The 24715-nt window shown below is 55.5% G+C and carries 16 protein-coding genes; all 16 read left to right on the top strand.

Annotated elements, in window-relative coordinates; translation table 11 throughout:
* The first annotated feature begins 2 nt into the window (after positions 1 to 2).
* The 16 genes from rpoC to Q0336_RS05100 all read left to right on the top strand — a co-directional run bounded on the left by rpoC (position 3) and on the right by Q0336_RS05100 (position 24631).
* The gene (rpoC, locus tag Q0336_RS05175; protein ID WP_298526364.1) at positions 3 to 4364 is read left to right on the top strand and encodes a DNA-directed RNA polymerase subunit beta'; all 4362 of its coding nucleotides are present in this window, start codon (positions 3 to 5) and stop codon (positions 4362 to 4364) included.
* 113 nt (positions 4365 to 4477) lie between these two features.
* On the top strand, positions 4478 to 5470 hold the full coding sequence (locus Q0336_RS05170; protein WP_298526362.1) for a virulence RhuM family protein: 993 nt from the start codon (positions 4478 to 4480) through the stop codon (positions 5468 to 5470).
* Positions 5471 to 5660: 190 nt separating this feature from the next.
* Positions 5661 to 6218, top strand: a complete 558-nt coding sequence (locus tag Q0336_RS05165) for an RNA polymerase sigma factor (RefSeq protein WP_298526360.1) — start codon at positions 5661 to 5663, stop codon at positions 6216 to 6218.
* Complete coding sequence (locus tag Q0336_RS05160; RefSeq protein ID WP_298526358.1) at positions 6211 to 6591, top strand: hypothetical protein; 381 nt, start codon at positions 6211 to 6213, stop codon at positions 6589 to 6591. Before Q0336_RS05165 ends, Q0336_RS05160 begins: the two co-directional genes overlap by 8 nt.
* A 13-nt stretch (positions 6592 to 6604) precedes the next feature.
* Positions 6605 to 7108: a hypothetical protein gene (locus tag Q0336_RS05155; RefSeq protein WP_298526356.1), complete on the top strand. Its 504-nt coding sequence runs from the start codon at positions 6605 to 6607 to the stop codon at positions 7106 to 7108.
* A gap of 404 nt (positions 7109 to 7512) precedes the next feature.
* A complete protein-coding gene (locus tag Q0336_RS05150) occupies positions 7513 to 9693 on the top strand; it encodes a hypothetical protein (RefSeq protein WP_298526354.1) in 2181 nt (726 codons plus the stop codon).
* Between the two features lie 732 nt (positions 9694 to 10425).
* Positions 10426 to 11709, top strand: a complete 1284-nt coding sequence (locus tag Q0336_RS05145) for an N-acetylmuramoyl-L-alanine amidase (protein ID WP_298526352.1) — start codon at positions 10426 to 10428, stop codon at positions 11707 to 11709.
* A gap of 49 nt (positions 11710 to 11758) precedes the next feature.
* A complete protein-coding gene (locus tag Q0336_RS05140; protein ID WP_298526350.1) occupies positions 11759 to 12637 on the top strand; it encodes an MlaD family protein in 879 nt (292 codons plus the stop codon).
* A gap of 27 nt (positions 12638 to 12664) precedes the next feature.
* The gene (locus Q0336_RS05135) at positions 12665 to 13675 is read left to right on the top strand and encodes an NAD(P)-dependent oxidoreductase (protein ID WP_298526348.1); all 1011 of its coding nucleotides are present in this window, start codon (positions 12665 to 12667) and stop codon (positions 13673 to 13675) included.
* Between the two features lie 300 nt (positions 13676 to 13975).
* Positions 13976 to 15979, top strand: a complete 2004-nt coding sequence (locus Q0336_RS05130) for a DUF4954 family protein (RefSeq protein ID WP_298526346.1) — start codon at positions 13976 to 13978, stop codon at positions 15977 to 15979.
* 148 nt (positions 15980 to 16127) lie between these two features.
* Positions 16128 to 18335 (top strand): heavy metal translocating P-type ATPase, encoded by a 2208-nt coding sequence (locus tag Q0336_RS05125; RefSeq protein WP_298526344.1) that lies wholly within the window; start codon positions 16128 to 16130, stop codon positions 18333 to 18335.
* Between the two features lie 232 nt (positions 18336 to 18567).
* Positions 18568 to 19695 carry an AAA family ATPase gene (locus Q0336_RS05120; protein ID WP_298526342.1) on the top strand — a complete coding sequence of 376 codons (1128 nt, stop codon included), beginning with the start codon at positions 18568 to 18570 and terminating at the stop codon, positions 19693 to 19695.
* Complete coding sequence (locus Q0336_RS05115; protein WP_298526341.1) at positions 19692 to 20531, top strand: hypothetical protein; 840 nt, start codon at positions 19692 to 19694, stop codon at positions 20529 to 20531. The genes Q0336_RS05120 and Q0336_RS05115 overlap by 4 nt, the downstream gene beginning before the upstream one ends.
* A 46-nt stretch (positions 20532 to 20577) precedes the next feature.
* Positions 20578 to 22305, top strand: a complete 1728-nt coding sequence (locus Q0336_RS05110) for a glutamine--tRNA ligase/YqeY domain fusion protein (RefSeq protein WP_298526339.1) — start codon at positions 20578 to 20580, stop codon at positions 22303 to 22305.
* A 24-nt stretch (positions 22306 to 22329) separates the two neighbouring features.
* A complete protein-coding gene (locus Q0336_RS05105; protein ID WP_298526381.1) occupies positions 22330 to 22962 on the top strand; it encodes a DedA family protein in 633 nt (210 codons plus the stop codon).
* 94 nt (positions 22963 to 23056) lie between these two features.
* The gene (locus Q0336_RS05100; RefSeq protein ID WP_298526337.1) at positions 23057 to 24631 is read left to right on the top strand and encodes an FAD-dependent protein; all 1575 of its coding nucleotides are present in this window, start codon (positions 23057 to 23059) and stop codon (positions 24629 to 24631) included.
* Positions 24632 to 24715: the final 84 nt, after the last annotated feature.

Below are 24715 nucleotides of genomic sequence, written 5' to 3'. Positions count from 1 at the left end.
TTATGGCTTTCAAGAAAGACAATAAGATAAAGAGTAACTTCTCCCAGATTCGGATTTCTCTGGCTTCTCCAGAGGAGATCTTAGAGAATTCGAGTGGTGAAGTGCTCAAGCCTGAGACCGTCAACTACCGCACCTACAAGCCCGAGCGTGATGGGCTCTTCTGCGAGCGCATCTTCGGTCCTGTGAAGGACTTCGAGTGCCATTGCGGTAAGTACAAGCGCATCCGCTATCGTGGTATCGTCTGTGATCGTTGCGGGGTCGAAGTCACTGAGAAGAAGGTGCGTCGCGAACGCATGGGGCATATCAAGCTCGAAGTACCCATCGCACATGTCTGGTACTTCCGCTCTCTGCCCAATAAGATGGGTTACCTCCTCGGTCTCTCGACCAAGAAGCTGGAGTCCATCATCTACTACGAACGCTATGTCCTCATCCAGCCTGGGGTGCTGAGAGCTCGTATCAACGAGGATCTCACGAAGGAATCTGCAGCGAAGTCTCTTGACAAGGATCCTAATCCTGTCTTCACCGAAGAGCAGTACCTCGACTACCTCGACTATCTGGAGCAGGAATATCCAAGCAATGCACAGCTGGACGACTCCGATCCTGAGAAGTTCATCTGTAAGACGGGGGCTGAGGCGATCTACGACATGCTCGCTCGCCTTGACCTTGATGCGCTCTCCTATGAGCTCCGTCACCGTGCCAGCACGGACGGCTCACAGCAGCGTAAGAATGAAGCTCTGAAGCGCCTTCAGGTCGTCGAGAGCTTCCGTGCATCGAAGAACGTCAACCGTCCTGAGTGGATGATCATGAAGGTCCTTCCTGTGATCCCACCCGATCTGCGTCCGCTCGTACCTCTGGATGGTGGTCGCTTCGCTACGTCTGACCTCAACGACCTCTACCGTCGTGTGATCATTCGTAACAACCGCCTCAAGCGCATGATCGAGATCAAGGCTCCTGAGGTCATCCTCCGCAATGAGAAGCGCATGCTTCAGGAGGCTGTCGATTCTCTCTTCGACAACTCTCGCAAGTCAAGTGCTGTACGCTCGGATAACAATCGCCCTCTGAAGTCCCTCTCGGATAGCCTCAAGGGTAAGCAGGGCCGCTTCCGTCAGAACCTCCTCGGTAAGCGTGTCGACTATTCTGCTCGTTCGGTCATCGTCGTAGGGCCTGAGCTGAAGATGCACGAGTGTGGTCTGCCTAAGTACATGGCCGCTGAGCTCTACAAGCCATTCGTCATCCGTAAGCTCATCGAGCGTGGTATCGTCAAGACGGTCAAGAGCGCTAAGAAGATCGTGGATCGCAAGGATCCCGTCGTTTGGGACATCCTTGAGCATGTGATGAAGGGCCATCCTGTCCTGCTGAACCGTGCTCCTACACTTCACCGCCTCGGTATCCAGGCTTTCCAGCCTAAGATGATCGAAGGGAAGGCTATCCAGCTACACCCACTGTCTTGTACCGCCTTCAATGCGGACTTCGACGGTGACCAGATGGCTGTGCACCTCCCCCTTGGTAATGAAGCTATCCTCGAAGCCCAGATGCTCATGCTGGCTTCGCACAATATCCTCAACCCTGCTAACGGGGCACCTATTACCGTGCCTTCGCAGGACATGGTGCTTGGGCTGTACTACATCACCAAGATCCGTCCTGGTGCTAAGGGTGATGGCTATACCTTCTATGGTGTAGAGGAAGCGACGATCGCCTACAACGAAGGCAAGATCGACCTGCACGCTCCGATTAAGGTCTACGTCGATGATGTCAAGGATGGAGAGCCCATCCGTCATATGGTTGATACCTCCATGGGTCGTCTGCTCGTCAATGAGTATGTACCTAAGGAAGTAGGCTATGTCAATGAGGTCCTAGGTAAGAAGAGCCTCCGTGATATCATCGGTCGTGTGATCAAGGTCTGTGGTGTGGCTATCACGGCGCAGTTCCTCGATGACATCAAGAACCTCGGGTACTACATGGCCTTCAAGGGCGGTCTTTCCTTCAACCTTGGTGATGTCATCATCCCCGAAGAGAAGGCTAAGCTCATCGCTGAGGGGTACGAAGCTGTCGATGAGATCATGATGAACTACAGCGGCGGGTTCATTACGAACAACGAGCGCTACAATCAGATCATCGACACATGGACGCATGTCAATAGCCAGCTTACGGGCATCCTGATGAAGCACCTGAGCGAAGATAATCAGGGCTTCAACTCTGTCTTCATGATGATGGACTCTGGTGCTCGTGGTTCGAAGGAACAGATCCGTCAGCTCTCCGGTATCCGTGGTCTGATGGCTAAGCCTCAGAAGAGTGGTAGCGATGGCGGGCAGATCATCGAGAACCCAATTCTCTCGAACTTCAAGGAAGGTCTCTCCGTACTTGAGTACTTCATCTCTACCCATGGTGCTCGTAAGGGTCTTGCCGATACGGCTCTGAAGACGGCTGACGCAGGGTATCTCACCCGTCGTCTCGTCGACGTATCTCAGGATGTCATCGTCACCGAAGACGACTGCGGTACGCTCCGTGGTCTCGTAGCTACTGAGCTCACTAAGGAAGATAACGATGATGAAGTCGTAGCGACGCTCTATGAGCGCATCCTCGGTCGTGTCTCCGTCCACGACATCATCCACCCCTCTACGGGTGAAGTGATCGTCCGTGCAGGCGAAGAGATCCGTGAGGCTGCTGCTGAGATCATCCAGGCTTCTCCTATCGAGCAGGTAGAGATCCGCTCCGTCCTCACCTGTGAGTCGAAGAAGGGGGTTTGTGCTAAGTGCTATGGTCGCAACCTCGCTACCAATATCCTCGTCCAGAAGGGTGAAGTCGTCGGGGTCATCGCTGCTCAGTCCATCGGTGAGCCTGGTACACAGCTTACGCTCCGTACCTTCCACGTCGGGGGGGTAGCATCGAATGTCGCTACACGCAATAGCGTCGCAGCTAAGTACGATGGTATCGTCACCTTCGATGACCTTCGTGTGGCTGAAGTTACAAGCGAAGATGGTGGTAAGCCCGTCAATATCGTAGTCAGCCGTATGACCGAACTGAAGATCTCGGACAAGAACACCAAGATCGTCCTCCGCTCGGTCAAGGTGCCTTACGGTGCTAAGCTCTTCTTCACCGAAGGGGAAGAGGTCAAGAAGGGGCAGACGCTCTTTGAGTTCGACCCCTTCAATGCCCTTATCATCTCTGAAGTCTCGGGTAAGGTCTTCTTCGACAACCTGATCGAAGGGGCTACCTACCGTGTCGAGTCTGATGAAGCTTCGGGTCTGAAGGAAATGATCATCATCGAATCCAAGGACCGTAACGTAGTCCCTGGTATCCATATCGAGGATGAGAACGGCAACATCATCAAGAGCTACAACCTCCCAGTAGGTGCTCACGTCGTTCAGGAGAATCACTCTGAGATCCATATCGGGGAGACGCTTGCTAAGATCCCTCGCTCCATGAGCAAGGCAGGTGACATCACTGGGGGTCTTCCCCGTGTCACCGAGCTCTTCGAAGCACGTAATCCATCTAATCCTGCCGTCGTGGCAGAAGTCGATGGGGTCGTATCCTTCGGTAAGAGCCTCAAGCGTGGTAATCGTGAAGTCATCGTTACCACTAAGCTCGGTGCAGAGCGCAAGTACCTTGTGCCTACCTCCAAGCAGATCCTCGTACAGGAAGGTGACTCTGTCTATGCTGGTATGCCTCTCTCCGATGGGGCGATCACGCCTACCGACATCCTTGAGATCAAGGGCCCAACGGCTGTACAGGAGTACATCGTCAATGAGGTACAGGACGTCTACCGCCTACAGGGTGTGAAGATCAACGACAAGCACTTCGAAGTCATCGTCCGTCAGATGATGCGCAAGGTAGAGATCCTCGATCCAGGGGATACGCTCTTCCTCGAGCAGCAGATCGCAGACAAGCTCGAAGTCATGGATGAGAATGATCGTCTCTGGGGTAAGGTCGTAGTCGTCGATGCTGGTGACTCTGAGACCCTCAGCCCAGGGCAGATCGTGACCCTCCGCAAGCTCCGTGATGAGAACAGTCAGCTCAAGCGCCGTGACCTACGTCCTGTAGAGGTACGTGAGGCTAAGCCTGCTACAGCACGCCAGATCCTGCAGGGGATCACTCGTGCTGCACTGCAGACCAAGAGCTTCATGTCCGCTGCTTCCTTCCAGGAGACGACTAAGGTCCTCAACGATGCTGCCATCAACGGTAAGGTCGATACCCTCGAAGGGCTGAAGGAGAACGTCATCTGCGGTCACCTGATCCCTGCCGGTACGGGTCTGCGTGAGTACAAGCGTCTTGTGGTCATGCCCGTGAGCGAACATGAGAAGGCACTCGCTGCCTCGGCAGACTTCGAGGACGAAGTCGCTGATCAGTTCGAGGTCGCTGGCTAGTACCTTCCTCCACTAATTATCCACCCCGCCCTAAGGTGTCAGATGACACCTTAGGGCGGGCTTTTTTGTGTATCTACCGTACCTTTGTGCTATAGATCACATGACTTCGACTTATGTCTACACTACCCACCTCTACCGAACCTCTCCTCCTCTACGAGTCCCAAGATGGGACGATCCGGCTTGATGTCCGTATGGACGACGAGACCGTATGGCTCTCACTTGACCAGATGGCTACTCTCTTCGGGAAGTCACGTACGACGGTCAACGAGCATGTCCTCCATATCTATGAGGAGGGGGAGCTTCAAGAGGAACAGACGAAGAGAAAAATCGGGATTTCCGATTTTTCTACTAAGCCCACGAACTTCTACAATCTTGATGTCATTATCTCCGTCGGCTATCGGGTGAAGTCCCAGCAGGGCACGAGGTTTCGTCAGTGGGCGACACAGCGCCTGAGGGAGTACCTTATCAAGGGCTTTACTCTGGATGATGAGCGTCTGAAGACAGGCTCTTCATACAACTACTTCAAGGAGCTCCTTGATCGTATCCGTGAGATACGGCTCTCCGAGCGGATCTTCTACCAGCAGATCAAGGATATCTATGCTACGAGTATCGACTACGACCCTCGGAGTGAGGCGACACAGACCTTCTATAAGGAGGTGCAGAATAAGCTCCTCTTCGCCGTCAGTGGACAGACGGCAGCCGAACTCATCTACTACCGGGCGAATGCTTCACTCCCGATGATGGGGCTGACCACGACGAAGGTGCCAGGCAAGGTGCGCAAGGCAGATGTGACGACTGGGAAGAACTACCTCACCGAGGAAGAGCTCCAAGCACTGAAGCTGATCGTCGAGCAATATCTGGCCTTCGCCGAAGCCCAAGCCCGAGCGCAGCGACCGATGTATATGAAGGACTGGATCGAGCGTCTAGGCCTCATCCTCACGATGAATGAGTATACCATCCTAGACCATGCTGGCAAGATCACTCATGAGCTCGCCCTCCATCAGGCTGAAGAGCAATATGCCCTCTACCACGAGCACGAGCGAGAGGTAGAGCGTCTGGAGAGTATCCGTGAGCTCGACCGAGATCTCAAGGCGCTGAAGGGCTAAGTACCCTCACGAAGCCTCCTATCCTAAAGCCCCTCCTCAAGGCATCCGATGATACCTTGAGGAGGGGCTTTACTATATTCGTATCGTAGGAGCGTCGGTAGCTCTACCCCCCCAAGAATTATTCCCCTCGATTTGACTTTGGGACATTAGACAGGTCTTAGGGGTATAGAGACCGATAAAACGAGACCGAATGACTAGACTGCCACTGACCGACGAAGAGCTGACTCGCACCCTAAAGGAGTCGCTGGAGCAGGGGTTCCACCTGCTGCTGCAGTCCTACAATGAGCGTATCTATTGGCATATCCGTAGACTCGTCGTCGTACACGAAGATGCCGAAGATGCTAGCCAAGAGACTTGGATCCGTGTCTATCGAGCCCTCCCGAAGCGGGATAAGGCGGGGAGCCTGCGTAGCTGGATCTATACGATCGCCACGGGAGAAGCCCTTCGCTGTCTCGAGCGTCGTCGGGAGCCGATGGCTGCTCTGGAGGATTTGCTTCCCAGCCAACTGCCCTATACCTCTAGCGGAGGGGGAGGGCAGGGAGTCAGTGAGGATGAGATTTTAGTTCGCTTACAGCAGGCGATCCTCAGGCTACCGCAGAAGCAGCAGCTAGCCTTCAACCTCCGCTACTACGAAGAGATGAGCTACGAGGAGATCGCTCGGGTCATCGACGGCACGCCCAGCAGTGCTAAGGCCAACTATCACTTGGCGAAAGAGAGCATAATGAAGTACCTCAAAGAGAATGATTAGTCCTATGGAAGAATTGGATCTAGATAAGCTGCCCCGTCGGATGCCTTATACTGTGCCCGAAGGGACATTTGATGCCATCGAGAAGGCAGTACTTGCATCCATTGCAGAGGAGAAGGAGGCTAGGGGAGTGCCAGCTCGGGCGGTGCCAGCTCATAGTGTGCGGATGCGCCGTGTCCTGCCGTGGCTGGGTGGGGTGGTGGCGATGGTCGCCGTGGTGCTCTGGGCGATCATAAGCTTTGCGCCGCTCAGCGAGGTTGCTTCGCCTACCTCCCCTTCTGCCGAAGGGATCTCCCTCGCCTTCGAGAAGCTCAGTCCCTCCGATCAAGAGTTCATCCTGAGCGTCTATCAGGATGAGTTGTACATAAGTTTCTAATAGAAGTAAGATCATGATGAGAAACCCAATGAAGCTGGTCCTAGTGACCTTGATGCTCTTCGTGAGCAGTGCCCTATATGCTCAACCTCAAGCGACAAAGGCTCCTCTCCCTTCACGGCAAGAGCTGAGTCGGGCTCAAGCCTCTTATATCGCTAAGAGCCTTGGCTTCGACGAAGAGACTACCCGTAAGTTCGAAGATCTCTACTGTATGCAGCAGCAGGAGATCTGGGCACTTTCCCCTCAGGAGACGGCTCAGTCTGGTGAGCGCAGCGATGCAGAGATCGATCGGGCTATCCAAGAGCGCTTCGAGCGGAGCGAACAGATCCTAGCCATCCGTAAGAAATACTACAAGGAGTATCGTCGCTTCCTCAGCCCCCAGCAGGTTGAGCGCATCTATCAGCTAGAGCGTAGGACGATGGGTCGTCTTGGTAGGCGTATTTATCTGAGGCGAGGCTCCTTGGACTCGCTTAAGCGACACCCTAGCACCCGACGTGGTATGCGCATCTATCGTCGCTAGCGATAGCTGGATAGTACAAGTAAGTCGCCCTTCTTCCCCTAGCTCGGTAGGACAAGACCGAGGGGGAGAAGGGCGACTTATTTATTTCTTCTCGCTCTTTGTCTCATAGCTCTTGAGAGGTGCTCTATATTGTGTGTTATCTTGCGAAAAGGGAGCAACCTGACAAGGAATTAGGCTCAATTGTGTATAAATGTTATGATCCAAGGCTGGGGATCGGGGTGTATATCTACTAAGTGCCTACTTTATAAGTATATATTGTGTACCTTTGTGCCCGAAACGCGAGATTGTTGTATCCCCCCAACCCCTTCGAATTGTTGTAGAATTGCTTGTGTGGGGAAAGCAAAGGTCCACTTCTATATGGTCTTTGTAGCTCGCGCTCTTGTGTGTCTCTATAATACAAGTCTATGAAAAAAATCCTATTACTGCTTGCCATGGTTATGGCATTCACAGCGTGCCAAAAGGAAGCGCAGGATCCTATCCAAGGGACTGAAGCCTCTTCGGAGGAGACCCAGCTGGTTACGCTTGACCTAGAAGGGGATCTCAGTGATCCTCTCGATGAATTCGCTAGGGCACTGCAGCTAGAGCCTGGTACTGCACCAGGGAACACTAGCCTTACACCTAAGTTCACTGATGGTGAAGAGGTCGACGCTCTCTGTGGTATCACCTCGGTAGATGGTACTAAGGGGAGTCAACCCCTTAGAGCTATCAAGCTGAAGGTAAGTGAAGGCGGGAAGAAGCTCTCCTATAAGGGCGATATCCTAGCATCTAATGATGTCGGTGATCAGATCCGTCTCTCTGTCTTCATTGGCTTCAACGGAAGCAGCAGCAAGCCTTTGAACGACTACCCTACTACCGCACCATACCTTGCTCAGACGGGACCTCGTACGCCCATCACGGACTTCCCCATCGCTCTCCAAGCGAAGGCTGATATTACGGCTACGCCAGGAACCAATGGTAAGTCCTTCAAGAACGAGTCTATGAAGTTCCGCCTCATCGGTAGCCTCATCCGCTGTAAGCTCGTCAATGAAACAGACGAAGTCCTCTCGCTGAAGGGCCTTGAGCTGCATGGCCTTGGAGCAAGGGGGATTCGACTTGCCAAGAGTAAGTCGAATAGTCAGGAGTACTTTGCTGCAACCAGCGAAATGGACCCTAATACCTCGAGCCGTAACTATCTGTTCTCTGCACCTCTGACGCTTCAGCCAGGTGCCGATGCAGGCTACTACATCGTCTACGCTCCGCTTGTCTCGAAGCAGGATGGTCGCGATAGGGACTACGAGGGGTACATCCTCCCCATCTTCGAAAGCGAAGCTGTTCAGAAGAAGTATATCCTAGATAGGGCTCCTAAGGTGCTCCCTGAAGCGATGGCTGGTAAGATCGCTCTGAAGACGATCAAGATTCAGAAGCATACGAGCCCGATCCATGAGAACTTGATCCCTCTGCAGTACTGGAACTATCGTATGTTCTACAAGGATAATAGTAGAGCTATAGCTATAAATCAACCATCAAGTCGTCACCCCATCCTCGATGGTTACCAAGTTAGGCCACTCTACAATTCTATGCGTCTAGATGAGCAGGGTATCTTCTTTAGACCCGATGACGTTGCTCATGGGCAGACCTTCAAGGACAATAACGGTAACACTCTGGATCTGCACATCCCAACGGCTGAAGAGATCGCTGGTATCTTGCCTCCCGATCTTATCTCTACGAACAACTACCCTGTTTACTACCAGAACTCAGCAGCCTATTCTTCTGGGACGAAGGTTGAGACGATCGAGGTTGCAGGTAAGCGTCTGGCAGGTGCCGCTACCTACTGGAGAGATGCTGTCGGAGGTACGATGCCGCAAGATCTCCTGAATATCATCCTTGGACAGGGTGATCTAGGTGTCCAGAAGCCTATCTATGCTCTTCGCTTTGGTAAGCCTACGGCTGCTGAAGAGGCCGCTTATACGGGGGATAAGTCACTCCTCGTCAAGGATAATAAGAGCCGTGTCGCCTACATGTACATCTTCATGCGAGACCACATCCGTATCCACTCTTGCTATATCGGTGAGAATAGCGATATCCAGACGGCACAGGATCTCGAGACGAAGAATGTCTTCCGTACTGCACCTCAGGCGGACAAACTTTCCTACAATGGCAATAGCATCGTCCTGCGAAAGTTCTATATGCAAACACCTATATATACGACTCCAGGTGCAGCGTTCATAGATAAGTTTGCAGTGGTCTCTCGTGCACAAATGCCACATGGGAAACCACTCGTGGAGGCTTATCCAGGCTCCTCGATCCCATCGGTCTATTACAATAAGGCTGGTCTGCTTATGCCTCCTTCTGGCTACCTTTGCCGTAGGTCAAGCACGGACAATACGATCGAAGGTCACTGGCTTACCCGTACGAGGGAGAACTATGGCCCAAGTGATATCGTCTATAGCTATATGTATCACAAGGATGCAACTACTAAGGCCTATATCAAGGACCTTCCGAAGGATGCTACCCACTACTTCTCCTTCCCGCTCTATCTCTTCTCTAAGGAACCTGGAGTCTCTGTGATCAATCGACAGGATCGCAATTATATCTTTGCTCACTAAGGGATAAAGCTCGGAAAGACCAAGGCATCCTATCCTTCCTCGGGAAGCCGAGTAAATTAGGATCCTTATTCAGTCTAAGAGGGGCTACCCATCAGACCTGCGGGTCTGTGGGTAGCCCCTCTTGCTGCTGTGCATTGGGAAGAGGTGCGGGAGCGGTGGAGATGACTGTACTGCACAGAGGAGAAGTCGTGGAGGCTTCTCCTTCTTTGTATGACCTGAAAGGAGAAGTACAGAGGTCGGCTGAGAAGGTACTTTGAGGTTGGGTGGAGGAGGTGCTTGGTGATGGGGTGGGGAGGAATGCTCCAGTGGCGAGCAGGGAGGGGCTATCCTAGTTCCTTTTGCGAGCTATCTATGGGTGACGAGCATGACACAGCATGCCTCAGCGAAGTGACCCATTCATGGGTCGCTACAACTACCCATTCATGGGTCTCCGATGCGACCCATGAATGGGGTACTTTGGAGACCTAGGGTAGATCGCTTTTGCGACCTACGGTAGGTCGTCCTTGCGACCTACGGTAGGTCGTCCTTGCGACCCACGGTGGGTCGGTCGACCGACCTACAGTAGGTTTTTTCGGCGACCTACCGTAGGTTTGGAGGGAGAGGGTAGAGCAAGGGGGCTGGGACGGTGTCTCTAGAGGCATTTGAAAGCAGTCTTTAATGAAAAGCGTTGTATCTTTGTGCCATTGAAGTCAACTAATTTAACATCCGAGTAATCCCGCTACACTAAGCCCTATGTCTTCGCTTGAGTTCGCCCCTAGTCGTCGTATGATCCGCACGATCATCGGGGGGCTCTTCTCCCTGCTCTTCCTCTTCCCTAGCACAGCCGAGGCACAACGCCTCTTCACCGTCGTCATCGACGCGGGGCATGGCGGGAAGGACTCGGGGACCGTGGGCAACGGCGGTAAGGAGAAGGATATCACCCTAGCGGTGGCGAAGCTCGTCGGGGCAAAGATCCGTAGCGCCCACCCCGAGGTGACCGTCCTCTACACACGCTCCACGGATGTCTTCGTCGGCCTGCAGGCACGTGCCGACTACGCCAATAAGCATAAGGCCTCGCTCATGCTGAGCATCCATGTCAATAGTGCCCCCTCGAAGGAGGTGCACGGCACGGAGACCTATGTGCTCGGGATAGCGAAGTTCGCCAACAATCTGAGTGTAGCGATGCGAGAGAATAAGGCGATGCTTCTGGAGAGCGACTACAAGACGATCTACCGAGGCTTCGATCCGACCTCGACGGAGAGCTACATCATGTTTGACTTGATGCAGGATGCGTACTTCAATAAGAGTATTGATCTGGCCAACAAGATCCAGCGACAGTATCGGGCGGCAGGGCGCTACAGCCGTGGTGTCCGTCAGGATGTGCTCTGGGTGCTTAGCCAGTCAGCTATGCCCAGCATCCTCACCGAGATAGGCTTCCTCTCCAATGCTCGGGAGGCGGCCTTCATGCTCAGCGAAGAGGGACAGCAGACCCTTGCCTCTGCCATCACGCTGGGCTTCACGGCATACTACCGAGCTTTCCGAGGGAAGAGTTCGGGCGACAAGAAGCCTAGTGAGCCCTCAGAAGAGAAGTCGAAGACCGAGGAGAAGTCCGACAGCACCAGTCAGTCGGCTAAGGCTGAGTCTGCGTCTCAGCAAGAGACCGAGCAGTCTTCGCCCCGAGACCAAGTAGAGCGTGCCCTCCAGAAGAGTAAGGAGGAGCGTCCCGCTAAGGGGGGCAAGGGCTCCACAGACCCAGCCAAGACGAAGGCAAGCACACCTGCTACCCAGTCTTCTGCTTCGGAGACGGGGATCACCTACCGAGTGCAGTTCCTCTCCTCCCCCGAGAAGATCGATGTCCAGGATGCTCGCTTCCGCAAGCTCCCCACGCCCGTCGAGCGGGTGAAGGTGGGGAAGACCTACATCTACCTCCTCAGCCCCACCCCCTCCAAGGCTAAGGCGCAGCAGCAGCTCTCCGCCCTGCCCCGAGTCTATCGAGATGCCTTCATCGCCCGCTACCAAGGCACGAAGCGCCTCTAGCCTCATCCATCCGCATATACACGACATCCCTACAGAGATATAGATATTTATGAAACGAAAGAAAGAGGTACAGATCGGTCTGCTGGCTATCCTAGCGATAGCCTTAGCTTACGTCGGGATCAACTTCCTCAAGGGTATCGAGATATTCAAGAAGAGCACGACCTACTACGCACACTTCGACAACCTCAGTAGCGTCACCGTCGCTACTCCCGTCCTCGTGAGTGGCTTCAAGGTCGGTACCGTACGCTCCGTGAGCTTCGACTATGCTCGTGGCTATGGGGCGACAGTGGAGCTCTCCCTCGACCCTCATGTGCGCATCACCCCCGAGAGCCAAGTGCGCATCAAGGTCAATCCGCTCAGTGGCTCTGAGCTCGTCCTTCGGATCGAGCCCCATGGTGCTCGCTTCCTCGCCGAGGGAGATACGATCCCCAGCATCAGCCCCGAGGGTGACTTGCTCTCCGTGGCTACGGACAAGATCCTCCCCGCCGTGGCGAACATGATGCCGACCATCACCGCTACCCTCGAGCGACTCAATGCCTTGATGAACGATAAGAACATCGATAGCACCCTCCTAGGGCTCAACCTTGCCAGCCAGCAGCTCCACAGCATGGTCGCAGGGCTCAACCAGACGACGCATCGCCTCGATCCCGTGATCTCCAACGTCGGGCAGGTGACCTCCAATCTGGCGACCTTCTCCGGTCAGCTCTCCTCGATGCACCTTGACTCGCTCATGCAGAGCCTACAGAGCACGACGGCTCAGCTCCAGCAGGTATCGATGCAGCTACGGAGCAAGGATAATACCGCTGGGCTGCTGCTCAACGACCCTGCCCTCTACCTGCGTCTCGATAGCCTCGTACGTAGCGCCGATGTGCTGATGCGTGATCTGAAGGAGAACCCCAAGCGCTACGTTCGCCTCTCCATCTTCTAGCCCCTTCTCTCCCTCCACTCCCCATCTATGGAGCGAATACTCATCACGGGAGCGTCGGGCTTCATCGGCTCACACCTCATCTCCCAAGCCCTCAGCCTCGGCTACGAAGTCTGGGCTGCCGTGCGCAAGGATAGCGATAAGAAGCGCCTGACCGCCCAGGGGGTCCACCTCCTCGAGGTAGACTACTTCGACGAAGAGCAGCTTTTCGGTGCGCTCTCGTCGGTTGCCCCACTGGAGGAAGGCGGGCCTCAGTGGCACTATGTCATTCACAACGCTGGGATCACGAAGACCGCTCACCCCGAGGAGTTCGCCGAGGTCAATGCCGAGCATACCCGTCGCCTCCTAGGAGCTCTCTCCCGCCTAGCCTTGCCCCCGCTACGCTTTGTGCTGATGAGTAGCCTCAGTAGCTACGGTGCCGTGGCAGGGGCGACAGAGCCTCTTCGAGCCACGCATCCACAGGAGCCCCATACGCTCTACGGACAGAGCAAGTGTCTGGCGGAGCACTATACCGAGCGCTCGGGACTGCCGTTCACGATCCTTCTGCCTACGGGTGTCTACGGGCCAGGGGATAAGGACTACCTCATGGCGCTCCAAGGCATCGCCCGAGGTGTCAATGCCATGTCGGGCTGTCGGACGCAGTATCTGACCTTCGTCTACGGGGGCGATGTCGCTCGGGCGGCTCTCTTCGTACTCACCCGAGACGAGGCTCGTGGCGAGCGCTATGTCGTAGCCGATGGGGCGACGTACACGGATCTAGAGTTCGGACGGATGGTGCAGCGTCTCCTCGGGAGACGACATGTCCTGCATATCCGCATCCCGCTCCCGCTGGTGCGACTGACCTGCTTCATGGGCTCGCTCTCGGCACGCTTGACGGGGCGGATCTCCCCCCTCAATAGGGATAAGTACCCCATCCTAGCCCAGCGCAATTGGCGCTGCGATGCTTCCCCGCTCTTCGCCCTAGGCTTCCGCCCCACGATGACGCTGGAGCAAGGTCTTCAGGCCACCATCGCTGACGCACGGGAGCGAGGCTTGCTTTAGCCCGCCCTTCATCTATGACGCTCCCTCCATCGCTCCCCTCGGGAGGATGGAGGGAGCGTCCTCTTTATCAGAGGGGGGCGACAGCCCGCATAAACAGCGACCTTCGACAGCCCCCCAAAGAACCCTACGGTAGGTCGTCGGGAAAACCTACTGTGGGTCGCCTGACCGACCTACCGTGGGTCGTCGAGGCGACCTACCGTAGGGTCCTAATGGAGCTCAACGGAGAGCTCCCAAGAGGAGGGGATGGGTATTCTCCGAAAGTGTCTACATTTGTGGAGTTACATTCTTAGATACATGTCTATGCCAAACGTAATGAATGAAGGCTATCGCCCGCTCACCGAAGCGGAGATCGCAGTGCTGAAGGACCATGCCAATTCCGCCGATGACTGGGCTCAGGTCTGGGTCAAGGAAGGCTTCGTCCCCAAGTACATATTGAATACCCACTTCTCGGGCTGGGTGCGTCTGGGGCTCTTCGAGAAGACCTTCGACCTGCCTGGGGGCATCTCCAAGCATTCGGGCCTCTACTATACCTACCTACACAATGTAGAGGTCGGAGACAACTGCTGTATCGAGCATGTCAATAACTACATCGCCAACTACTCCATCGGCGAGGAGACCTTCATCAGCAACGTCGATACTATCCTCGTCGAGGGGGAGACTACCTTCGGCAACGGGGTAGAGGTCTCCGTCCTCAATGAGACGGGTGGCCGTGAGGTGCTGAGCTATGACCTCCTCTCGGCGCACGAAGCCTACTTCATGGCCATGTACAGACATCGCCCCGAGTTGATCCAACGGCTTCGTCAGCTCATCACCGGCTACATCGATCGTCTTCGCTCCTCGCACGGGAAGATAGGAGCCCATGCTCACATCACCGACGTGGGGAATATCACCAACGTCAAGATCGGTGACTATGCCGAGATCGTCGGCACACGCCGCCTCTACAACGGGAGTGTCAATAGCGTCCGAGAGGCTCCCGTTAGGCTGGGCTATAGTGTCATCTGCACGGACTTCGTCATCTCCTCGGGCTCTCGGGTGGAGAGCGGTACGGCACTCTCTCGCTGCTTCGTCGGGCAGGCTTGTACCCTCGCACATGGCTATTCAGCTTCGGATTCCCTCTTCTTCAGCAATTGTCATGGAGAGAACGGTGAGGCTTGCGCCATCTTCGCTGGTCCCTTCACCGTCACGCACCACAAGTCCACCCTCCTTATCGCTAGCCAGTTCTCCTTCATGAACGCAGGGTCGGGATCGAACCAGAGCAACCACATGTACAAGCTCGGTCCCATCCACCAAGGGATCATGGAGCGGGGGGCGAAGACCTCATCGGACTCGTACATCCTCTGGCCCGCTCGTATCGGTGCCTTCTCCCTCGTGATGGGCCGCCACACCACCCATCCCGATCTGGCGAACCTGCCCTTCTCCTACCTCATCGAGTCCTGCGACAAGACCTTCCTCATCCCTGGGGTGAACCTCAAGAGTGTAGGCACCATCCGAGATGCGCAGAAGTGGCCTCTTCGTGATGCCCGCACCGATCCTCACCGCCTCGACCAGATCAACTACAACCTGCTGAGCCCCTACACCATCCAGAAGATGATGAACGGACGGAAGATCCTCGAGCAGCTGCAGTGGGTAGCGGGGATGACCTCCGAGATCTATTCCTATCAGAGCGCTAAGATCAAGGCTTCGTCGCTGAGGAAGGGGATTCACTACTATGATCTAGCGATCCATAAGTTCCTCGGCAACTCCCTGATCAAGCGCCTCGAGGGTGTCGTCTGCTCCAGCATCGAAGCTGTGCGTGCTGCCCTCAAGCCTCAGATCACGATCGGCCTAGGGGATTGGGTCGATCTATCGGGCTTGATCGCCCCGAAGGCAGAGGTCCTCCGCCTCGTGGAAGGCATTGAGTCGGGAGCGATCCGAGAGGTCAGCGAGATCCATGAGACGCTCGCAGATCTTCACCGCCACTACTATGAGTACGAATGGACGTGGGCTTATGACAAGATCCAGGCTTACTGCGGACTTGATCTGGCACGTGCCACAGCTGCGGAGATCGCTCAACTGGTAGAGCGCTGGCGAAGCTCCGTCGTCGAGCTTGACCGAGAGCTCTATGCGGATGCCAAGAAGGAATTCTCCCTTTCGGCGATGACGGGCTTCGGTGCCGATGGCGATGAGGCGCAGCAGGCTCGGGACTTCGAGGAGGTTCGGGGTGCCTTCGACAGCAATCCCTATGTCAGCTCCATCCTCAAGCATATCGAGGATAAGTCTGCTCTCGGGCAAGAACTCCTCGATCGACTTACTCCCCTGCTCTAGCTGTGCGCCGATAGCTGGATACGAGGAGAAGGAAGACGCTTCTCCTTCAGTAAACGAAAGACTTCCTCCAGCTGTTAGCAGTATAAAGTCTCTTAACTATCAGGAGGGGAGGGCCTCGTGAGGCTCTTCCCTCCTTCTCCTTATTGATATGACTAAGCAATCCTTTCCCCTCCTAGGGCTACACTGTGCGGGCTGTGCCGCTCATGCTACCCGAGCTCTGGAGCAGACCCCTGGGGTCTCCTCCGCCAGCGTCAATCTTGCCTCGGCTTCGGTCTTTGTCGTCTATGACGAGACGAAGTGCTCTCGGGAAGATCTTCGTTCGGCGGTCGCCTCCATGGGCTATGATCTTCGGGTAGATGAACCCGATGTCGATGAGATCGAGGCGCTCCGCCTAAGCGAAGAGAAGAGCCAGCAGACGAAGATGCTCGTCGCCGTAGTGCTCTCCCTTCTGGTCATGGGGCTGATGATGTGGCCTCCGATGACCCTTCCCAAGGCCTTACTCTCGGCGCTCTTCTCCGCTGTCACCTTAGGCTGGGCGGGCTCGGGCTTTTTCGTCCGAGGCTGGCGCCAGCTCCGCTCGGGCGCTGCGGGTATGGATCTGCTGGTGATGCTTAGTACCTCGGTGGCCTTCATTTATAGCCTTGTTCAGCTCGTACTGTACCTGCTCTCGGGAGCTGAGGGAGGGATGCTCCATCATCTTTACTTTGAAGCTGCCTCGATGACAGTTGCCTTCGTCCTTGTGGGGAAGGTCATCGAAGCTCGTGCCCAGCGACGCACATCGACGGCACTCCGTCAGCTCATGGGTAGCCAGCCGAAGACAGTACAGCAGCACTTGCCTTCGGGGGAGGTCGTCACCCTTCCCATTGCGGAGGTAGAGCCTGGGATGACCCTCAGAGTCCTTCCTCATGAGCTCTTCGCCGTGGATGGGGTAGTCGTTTCGGGGGAATCCTATGCCGACGAGCAGCTCATCAGCGGCGAACCTATCCCCGTAGCGAAGGTAGCAGGAGCACGAGTCTACGCCGGTACGCTCAATGGCTCGGGCTCGCTCCTCTACGAAGCTCGTGAAGTCGGGCGTGCTACCATCCTCTCCCGCATCATTCGTCTGGTGCAGGAGGCTCAGTCCTCCCGTGCTCCGATCCAGAAGGTCGTCGATCGGGTCGCCCGTGTCTTCGTGCCCGTCATCGTCATGATCGCCCTCCTCACGCTCGTGGCATGGGGCTTCCTCGTCCCCGAGGGAGGCTGGCAAATGGGGCTCGTCGCTGCTGTGACGGTACTCGTCATCGCCTGCCCTTGTGCCCTTGGCCTTGCCACCCCGACGGCTATCATGGTCGGCATCGGACGAGGCGCAGAAGAGGGGATCCTCGTGCGCAATGCCGAGAGCCTAGAAGCCGCAGAACATATTGACACCATCCTCCTTGACAAGACGGGGACGATCACCGAAGGTCGCCCGGAGGTGAAGGCTATCCGTTGGACGGCTTCTGCCCCGAAGGATGCAGCTACACACCTTGCTCAGCTGGAGCAGCTCTCTACGCACCCTTTGGCAGGAGCGATCGTTCGCTACCTTGAGGGAGCACATGAGGGCGAAGCGAGAGTCACGGACTTCTCCGAGCAGGCTGGTCGAGGGCTCCAAGGCTCGATCTTGGGGAAGACCTATCGGGTAGGGCAACGTGCCTTCGTCGAAGAAGGCGGGGCTGTACTCAGCGAGGAGGCTCTTACCTCCCTCGAGGAAGGACAGCGAGCGGGAGCGACCTGCAGTCTCTTCGCTGACGAGCGGGAAGTGCTTGCCGTCATCTGGATCGCCGATACCCTCCGTCCTTCGTCCCGTGGTGCGATCGCTGAGCTCCGAGCTCGGGGGCTTGAAGTCATCATGCTTACGGGTGATGGCCCAGGCGCAGCGCATGCTGTCGGAGAGGCTGTCGGGGTCGATCGGGTCGTCGATAGTGTCCTCCCCGAAGGGAAAGCGGCCTTCGTCGAAGAGCTCCAGCGGGCAGGCCGTCGTGTGGCCATGGTCGGTGACGGCATCAATGACGCAGCCGCTCTGGCGCATGCCGACCTCTCCATCGCTATGGGCAGTGGGAGTGATCTGGCGATGGAGACAGCGATGGTGACCATCCGCACCTCGGAGCTCGGGTCGGTGGTGAAGCTCTTTGATCTGGCGCACCGCACCCTACGCACGATCCATCAGAACCTCTTCTGGGCCTTCATCTACAACCTCATCGCCATCCCCGTAGCGGCAGGTCTTCTCTATCCCTTCACTGGCTATCTTCTCAATCCCATGATCGCAGGAGCGCTGATGATGCTCAGTAGTCTCAGCGTCGTCGCCAACAGTGTCCTCAGCTTCCGCCGAGGACGTTAGCCCCTTCCCCCCCCACCCCCGTCTCCGTCCTCGGGCCTCCCAAGGGATGCGCCCGAGGACTTTCCTTTTTAAGCCTAGGGAGGCGCTACTGCTCCCTCTCTCGAAGCGCTACTGTTGCCTCCGAAGAGGCACTACTACTGCCCCTATGGTGCTAGCTTCGCCCCCTCCCTCCCAGCCCACTAAGGCGGACTAAAACGGCTTTTCCGTATCTTTGTATTACCTAATAATTTGGATGTTTATGCTTAAGGAGTTCCGTGTACAAGGTTATAGAGGTTTCAAGGATGAGATCGTATGGTCTTTCGTCCCTGCCGGCGACTATGACTTTGCTCCCTTTACGAACTATGATGCCGTAAGTGAGGGTCTCATCAAGAGTGGGATCGTCTTCGGTAAGAACGGCTCTGGGAAGTCGAATTTAGGCTATGCCCTCTTCGATATCATCAATCACCTCACCGATGGGATACGCAGAGACGATGACTACTATGATAACTTTGCCTATGCCAATCACTCTGATGGCTTGGTCAAGTTTACGTACCTTTTCCTATTTGCAGGGCGAGAACTTGAGTATAAATATTCTAAGACAAGGGAGGGCTTACTCTCATCCGAGGAGCTTACCTATGCAGGTCAGGTGATCTTCAAGCGGTCCGACCGGGCCTCATTACACTTAGCCGAGTTTCATCTTTCGGAGAAGGCCAGAGCAGACCTTGACCAAGGAGTTAACTCCGTCTCTATCGTTAAGTACCTCCTCTCCTCTCAACCTTTACCAGAAGGCCACTATCTACTAAGCCTCGAGAAGTTCGTCCAACAGATGCTCTGGGTTAAGAATTTGGATAGCCGAAGATATATGGGGACAGAGACTCCGAGAGAGAGTGTCGCGGCCTTCATCATCAAGAACGAGCTTATTGAGGACTTCCAAAGCTACATGAGGGAGGTGAGTGGGCTGGACTACACGCTGAGCTCAGGAGTTATAGGTGTCGAGCCCGTCCTTTTTTGCCTCGTGGATGGGGAGGAGCTCCCTTTCTCGATGATTGCATCTACAGGTACGATGGCTCTCCTGCACCTCTACTATTGGATGAGACAAATAGAGCGACAAGGAGTGAGCTTCGTCTTTGTTGACGAATTCGATGCCTTCTTCCACTTCGCTCTATCCAAGGCGGTATGTAGTCGGCTATTTAGTATCCCTACTCAGATCTTCCTCTCTTCGCATAACACAGCACTGATGACAAACGACCTGCTACGTCCAGATTGCTACTTCATCATTGATGGGCAGAGGGTCAGGTCGTTGCCCCAGTGTACTCCTAAGGACCTGAAGTGGGGACATAATCTCGAGGGGCTCTATCGGGGGGGGGCATTTGATCTATGATACTATTCGTTTGTGAGGGGAAGAAGCGAGAACCTCATCTGCTCAAGGTAATCGATAAGTTTTTTCTATCGGTATACGATCAAGAGGAGAGTTCTGAGCAAAAGAAGAAGTCAGAGCAAGAGAAGAACTATGTGGTGGCTTTTGGATGCCATATTCAGAGCCTAGCCTCTCTAGTGGAGGAGCGGAGAGGGGACTTCCCTGGAGTCTGTCTCGAAGACTCTATTGACTTGGTAGCGTTGCTAAAAGAGCTGAAAAAGGACTCTCTCTCAGATGATATCCACAAGATAACTAGCTCCAGTGAGGTGAGCGAGATTTATTTGTTCTTTGACTGCGACCTGCATGATATGAAGCAGGATCTAGGGAATGAGCTAGACCGGATAAATAGTTTGCTCACCCTCTTCGATAATGAGAGGACTGGGAAGCTCTACTTAAGCTATCCAATGATCGAGGCGCTATGCTATACCAAAGCTCTTCCTGACGATCACTTCTCGGAGTATGTCTGTCGCATTGATGAGTGTGCTTCTTTCAAGAAAGATGCGAGCCAGTTCTCTTGTTACAAGAACCAGATGTTCGTCGGGGCAATGAAGCCTCCTAGGGATAGGGATACCAAGTTAAACTGGTGTTTCCTTATTCGTCAGCATAGGAGGAAGGCTCAAGAACTATGTGGTGTTTCAATAGGATATGCGCTGACGCAGATGGAGCTCTTTCAGGCACAATGTGACAAATATATTACCCCGAGAGGGGAGGTGGCTATCCTTGCCTCCATGCCTCTCTTCCTCTATGATTACTTCAAAGAGGAGAAGCGTAAGGAGCTAGGCTTCTCACTCGAGGAGTAGACCCTTAAGAATCCAAAATATTCACTTAGCTAACGACAAGAAGATTATGACCACAGAGAGAGAGGTCACGACCACAATAGATAATGAAGAGAAGAAGAGCCTGAACTTCGTCGAGCAGATCGTCGAAGGGGATCTTCGTCAAGGGAAGAATAATGGACGTATCCAGACCCGCTTCCCTCCCGAGCCTAATGGCTACCTCCACATCGGACACGCAAAGGCTATTTGCATGGACTTCGGTATCGCCCAGAAGTACGGCGGTGTTTGTAACCTCCGCTTTGACGATACCAACCCCACGAAGGAGGACACGGAGTACGTCGACGCTATCCGTGAGGATATCGAATGGCTAGGCTTCCACTGGGGAGAGATCTTCTATGCTTCGGACTACTTCGATCGCCTGTATCGCTTCGCCGAGGAGCTCATCCTCTCCGGTCATGCTTATGTCGATGAGCAGACAGCCGAAGAGATAGCGGCTCAGAAGGGTACGCCCACTACCGCTGGGACGGCAAGCCCCTTCCGTGATCGACCCGCTGAGGAGAGTCTGGACCTCTTCCATCGGATGAATGCGGGCGAGTTCGAGGAAGGCGCGATGATCCTTCGCGCGAAGATCGATATGGCTTCGCCCAACATGCACTTCCGTGACCCCATCATCTACCGCATCATCAAGGTACCTCATCACCGCACGGGGACGAAGTGGGGAGTCTATCCCATGTACGACTTCGCTCATGGGCAGAGTGACTTCTTCGAGGGAGTGACGCACTCCATCTGCACGCTGGAGTTCGAAGTGCATCGTCCGCTCTATGACTACTTCGTCGACCTGCTGAAGAAGGTCGAGCCCGATCATGAGGCGAACTATCGTCCTCGACAGATCGAGTTCAACCGCCTGAACCTTACCTACACGATGATGAGCAAGCGCAAGCTCCTTCAGCTCGTGCAGGAGGGGCATGTCGCTGGCTGGGACGACCCCCGTATGCCTACGGTCTGTGGCCTTCGCCGCCGAGGTTATACGCCCGAGTCCATCCGTAGCTTCATCGACAAGATCGGCTACACCAAGTACGATGGTATCATCGATATGGCTCTGCTGGAGCATGCCGTGCGTGAGGACCTCAACCGCCGTGCCCTGCGTGGCTCTGCTGTCCTTGATCCGATCCGTCTCGTGATCACCAATTACCCCGAGGGGCAGACCGAGGATATGAGCTTCCTCAACAACCCCGAAGACCCAGAGTCGGATAGCCACGTCATCCGCTTCTCCCGCGAACTCTTCATCGAAGCCGAGGACTTCATGGAGGATGCTCCCAAGAAGTACTTCCGCATGACTCCTGGTCAGGAAGTACGTCTGAAGAGTGCCTACATCGTCCGTTGCACGGGATGCAAGAAGGATGCTGACGGTAGAGTGGTAGAAGTGTATGCCGAGTATGATCCCGAGACGCTCAGCGGTCGCCCCGAAAGTAACCGCAAGGTTAAGGGCACGATCCACTGGGTCTCCGCTACCGATAGCGTCGAGGCCGAAGTACGCCTCTATGACCGCCTCTTCGTCGATGAGAACCCTTCGGAAGCAGGCAAGGAGAAGTCCCTCGGAGAGCTCCTCAATCCCGACTCCCTACGTGTCGTCACCCATGCTCGTGTAGAGCCCTTCCTAGTGGAGGCGAAGCAGGGTGAGTACTATCAGTTCCAGCGTGTCGGCTACTTCTGCTTAGACCCAGACAGTCGTCCCGAGCACTTGGTCTTCAACCGCACCGTCTCCCTCAAGGATACGTGGAAGAAGGTCAATAAGTAGTCTTCAGGCATCCCGTATTCTATGATCGAATCACTGGGCTTCGTCCAAGATATCCTGCATCACCTCAGCTACTTCTGGGTGACGCTCCTCATGGCGATCGAATCGTCATTCATCCCCTTCCCTTCGGAGGTCGTCGTCCCACCTGCTGCCTACAAGGCTGCTACGGGAGAGATGAACCTCTTCCTCGTCATCTTCTTCGCTACGCTGGGCTCGGACATCGGGGCGCTGGTGAACTATTACCTCGCCAAGTACCTAGGTCGTCCGCTGGTCTATCGCTTCGCAGACTCCCGCCTCGGGCACCTCTGTCTCCTGAGCCGAGAGAAGGTCGAGAAGGCAGAAGCTTACTTCGTGAAGAACGGGGTGACTTCGACGCTCGTTGGGCGCTTGGTGCCCGGCATCCGTCAGCTCATCTCGATCCCCGCAGGCCTATCGGGGATGCCGATGGGGAAGTTCCTCCTCTATACGACCCTCGGGGCTGGTGCGTGGAATGTCGTGCTGGCACTCCTCGGATGGTTCATCGGTAAGACCGTCCCACCCGAACTCTTCGCCGAGACGATCAAGAGCTATAGCTCGGCCATCGGTCTAGCTATCCTTGGCCTCCTCGTCGTGGGTGGCCTCCTCTACTGGCTCTACAAGCGTCGCACAAAGCTCGCCTAGTGGCTTGCCCTCTTGTAGACCTCTAGGGAAGGCTCGGCTAGCCCCGTCTTCCCTAGAGGTCTTTTCTGTATTCATTTATTCAATCCTTCCCTTTGTGACTACCCTCACCCTTACGCTTAGTCCCCAGCAGGCCGCCTCGGATGCGGAGCTTCGTCGCCTCGCAGCTCGTGAGCTAAGCCTTGAGCCCGAGTCGATCCATTCGATCCAGGTGCGTCGGCGCAATATCGATGCACGCCAGCGTCGTATCCTCGTGAACCTCACGCTGGATGTCTACCTCGAGGGGGAAGCTCCCGAAGTAGATGACTTCTCGGACTTGGTGTATCCCGATGTCTCCTCCGCACCCCAAGCCGTGGTCGTCGGAGCAGGGCCGTGTGGGCTCTTTGCTGCCCTGAGGCTGATCGAGCTCGGTGTGCGTCCCATCGTCGTGGAGCGAGGGCAGGATGTGATGCAGCGCCGTCGGGATCTCGTCCAACTTGAGAAGTCTGGTCGGGTCGATCCCGAGTCGAACTACAGCTTCGGCGAAGGTGGTGCTGGAGCCTTCTCCGATGGCAAGCTCTATACCCGTAGCCGTAAGCGAGGAAGTGTGGAGAAGATCCTTCGTGTCTTCTGTCGCTTCGGAGCAGACCCCAAGATCCTCGTCGATGCTCACCCCCATATCGGTACGGACAAGCTCCCCATCATCATACGGCGCATGCGTGAGCAGATCCTCGCTTCGGGCGGAGAAGTGCACTTCGGCTGTCGCATGGAGGAGCTACTGCTGGAGCGGGGTGAGGTGCGAGGGATCGTCACCAGTGACGGCCGTAGCTTCACGGGGCCTGTCCTCCTTGCTACGGGGCATTCGGCACGCGATGTCTACCGCTACCTTCATGGGGCGGGTATCCTCATCGAAGCTAAGCCCATCGCCGTCGGGGTGCGCCTAGAGCATCCACAGAAGCTCATCGACCAGATCCGTTACCACAGTCCCGCAGGTCGGGGAGCTTATCTACCTGCCGCCGAATATGTCTACAAGGCGCAGGTCGGAGGTCGTGGTGTCTATAGCTTCTGTATGTGCCCTGGGGGCTTCGTCGTGCCCGCCTCAACGGGGCCTGAAGAGACGGTGGTCAATGGCATGTCGCCCGCCAACCGTGGCTCCCGCTGGGCAAACTCCGGTATGGTCGTCGAGCTTCATCCCGAGGATATCCCCCAGACGGGTATTGTGGTCGAAGATCCTACTTCCCCGCTGGCTCTGATGTACTGGTGTCAGGAGTTCGAGCGAAGGAGCTATATCGCCGCTGAGTGTAGTCTCAGGGCTCCTGCTCAGCGCATGACGGACTTCGTCAGAGGGCGCTTCTCTCAGTCGCTTCCCTCGTCTTCGTACTCCATGGGGCTGACCCCAAGTGCGCTCCATGAGTGGATGCCCAGCTTCGTGGCTCAGCGTCTTGCCGAAGGCTTCCGAGCCTTTGACCGCTCCACCCGAGGCTTCTTGTCCGAAGAAGCTCAGCTCATCGGTGTGGAGTCTCGTACCTCTTCGCCCGTGCGTATCCCTCGTGATCGGGAGAGCTATTGCCATCCCGTCGTCACGGGACTCTACCCCGCAGGCGAAGGTGCAGGATTTGCTGGGGGGATCGTCTCGGCTGCCATCGATGGTGAGAACGCTGCCCAGCAGATCGCCCTTGCCCTCGGTCGCTAAGCCTTAGTCACCCCCAAAAGAAACCTACGGTAGGTCGTCGATGCGACCCACGGTAGGTCGGTCGACCGACCCACAGTAGGTTTT

It is taken from the genome of uncultured Porphyromonas sp. (assembly GCF_938039215.1).
In the GTDB taxonomy this organism is placed as follows: domain Bacteria; phylum Bacteroidota; class Bacteroidia; order Bacteroidales; family Porphyromonadaceae; genus Porphyromonas.
Note: the sequence above shows the minus strand (reverse complement) of the source record. Positions and strands in the feature narration are given on the sequence as shown.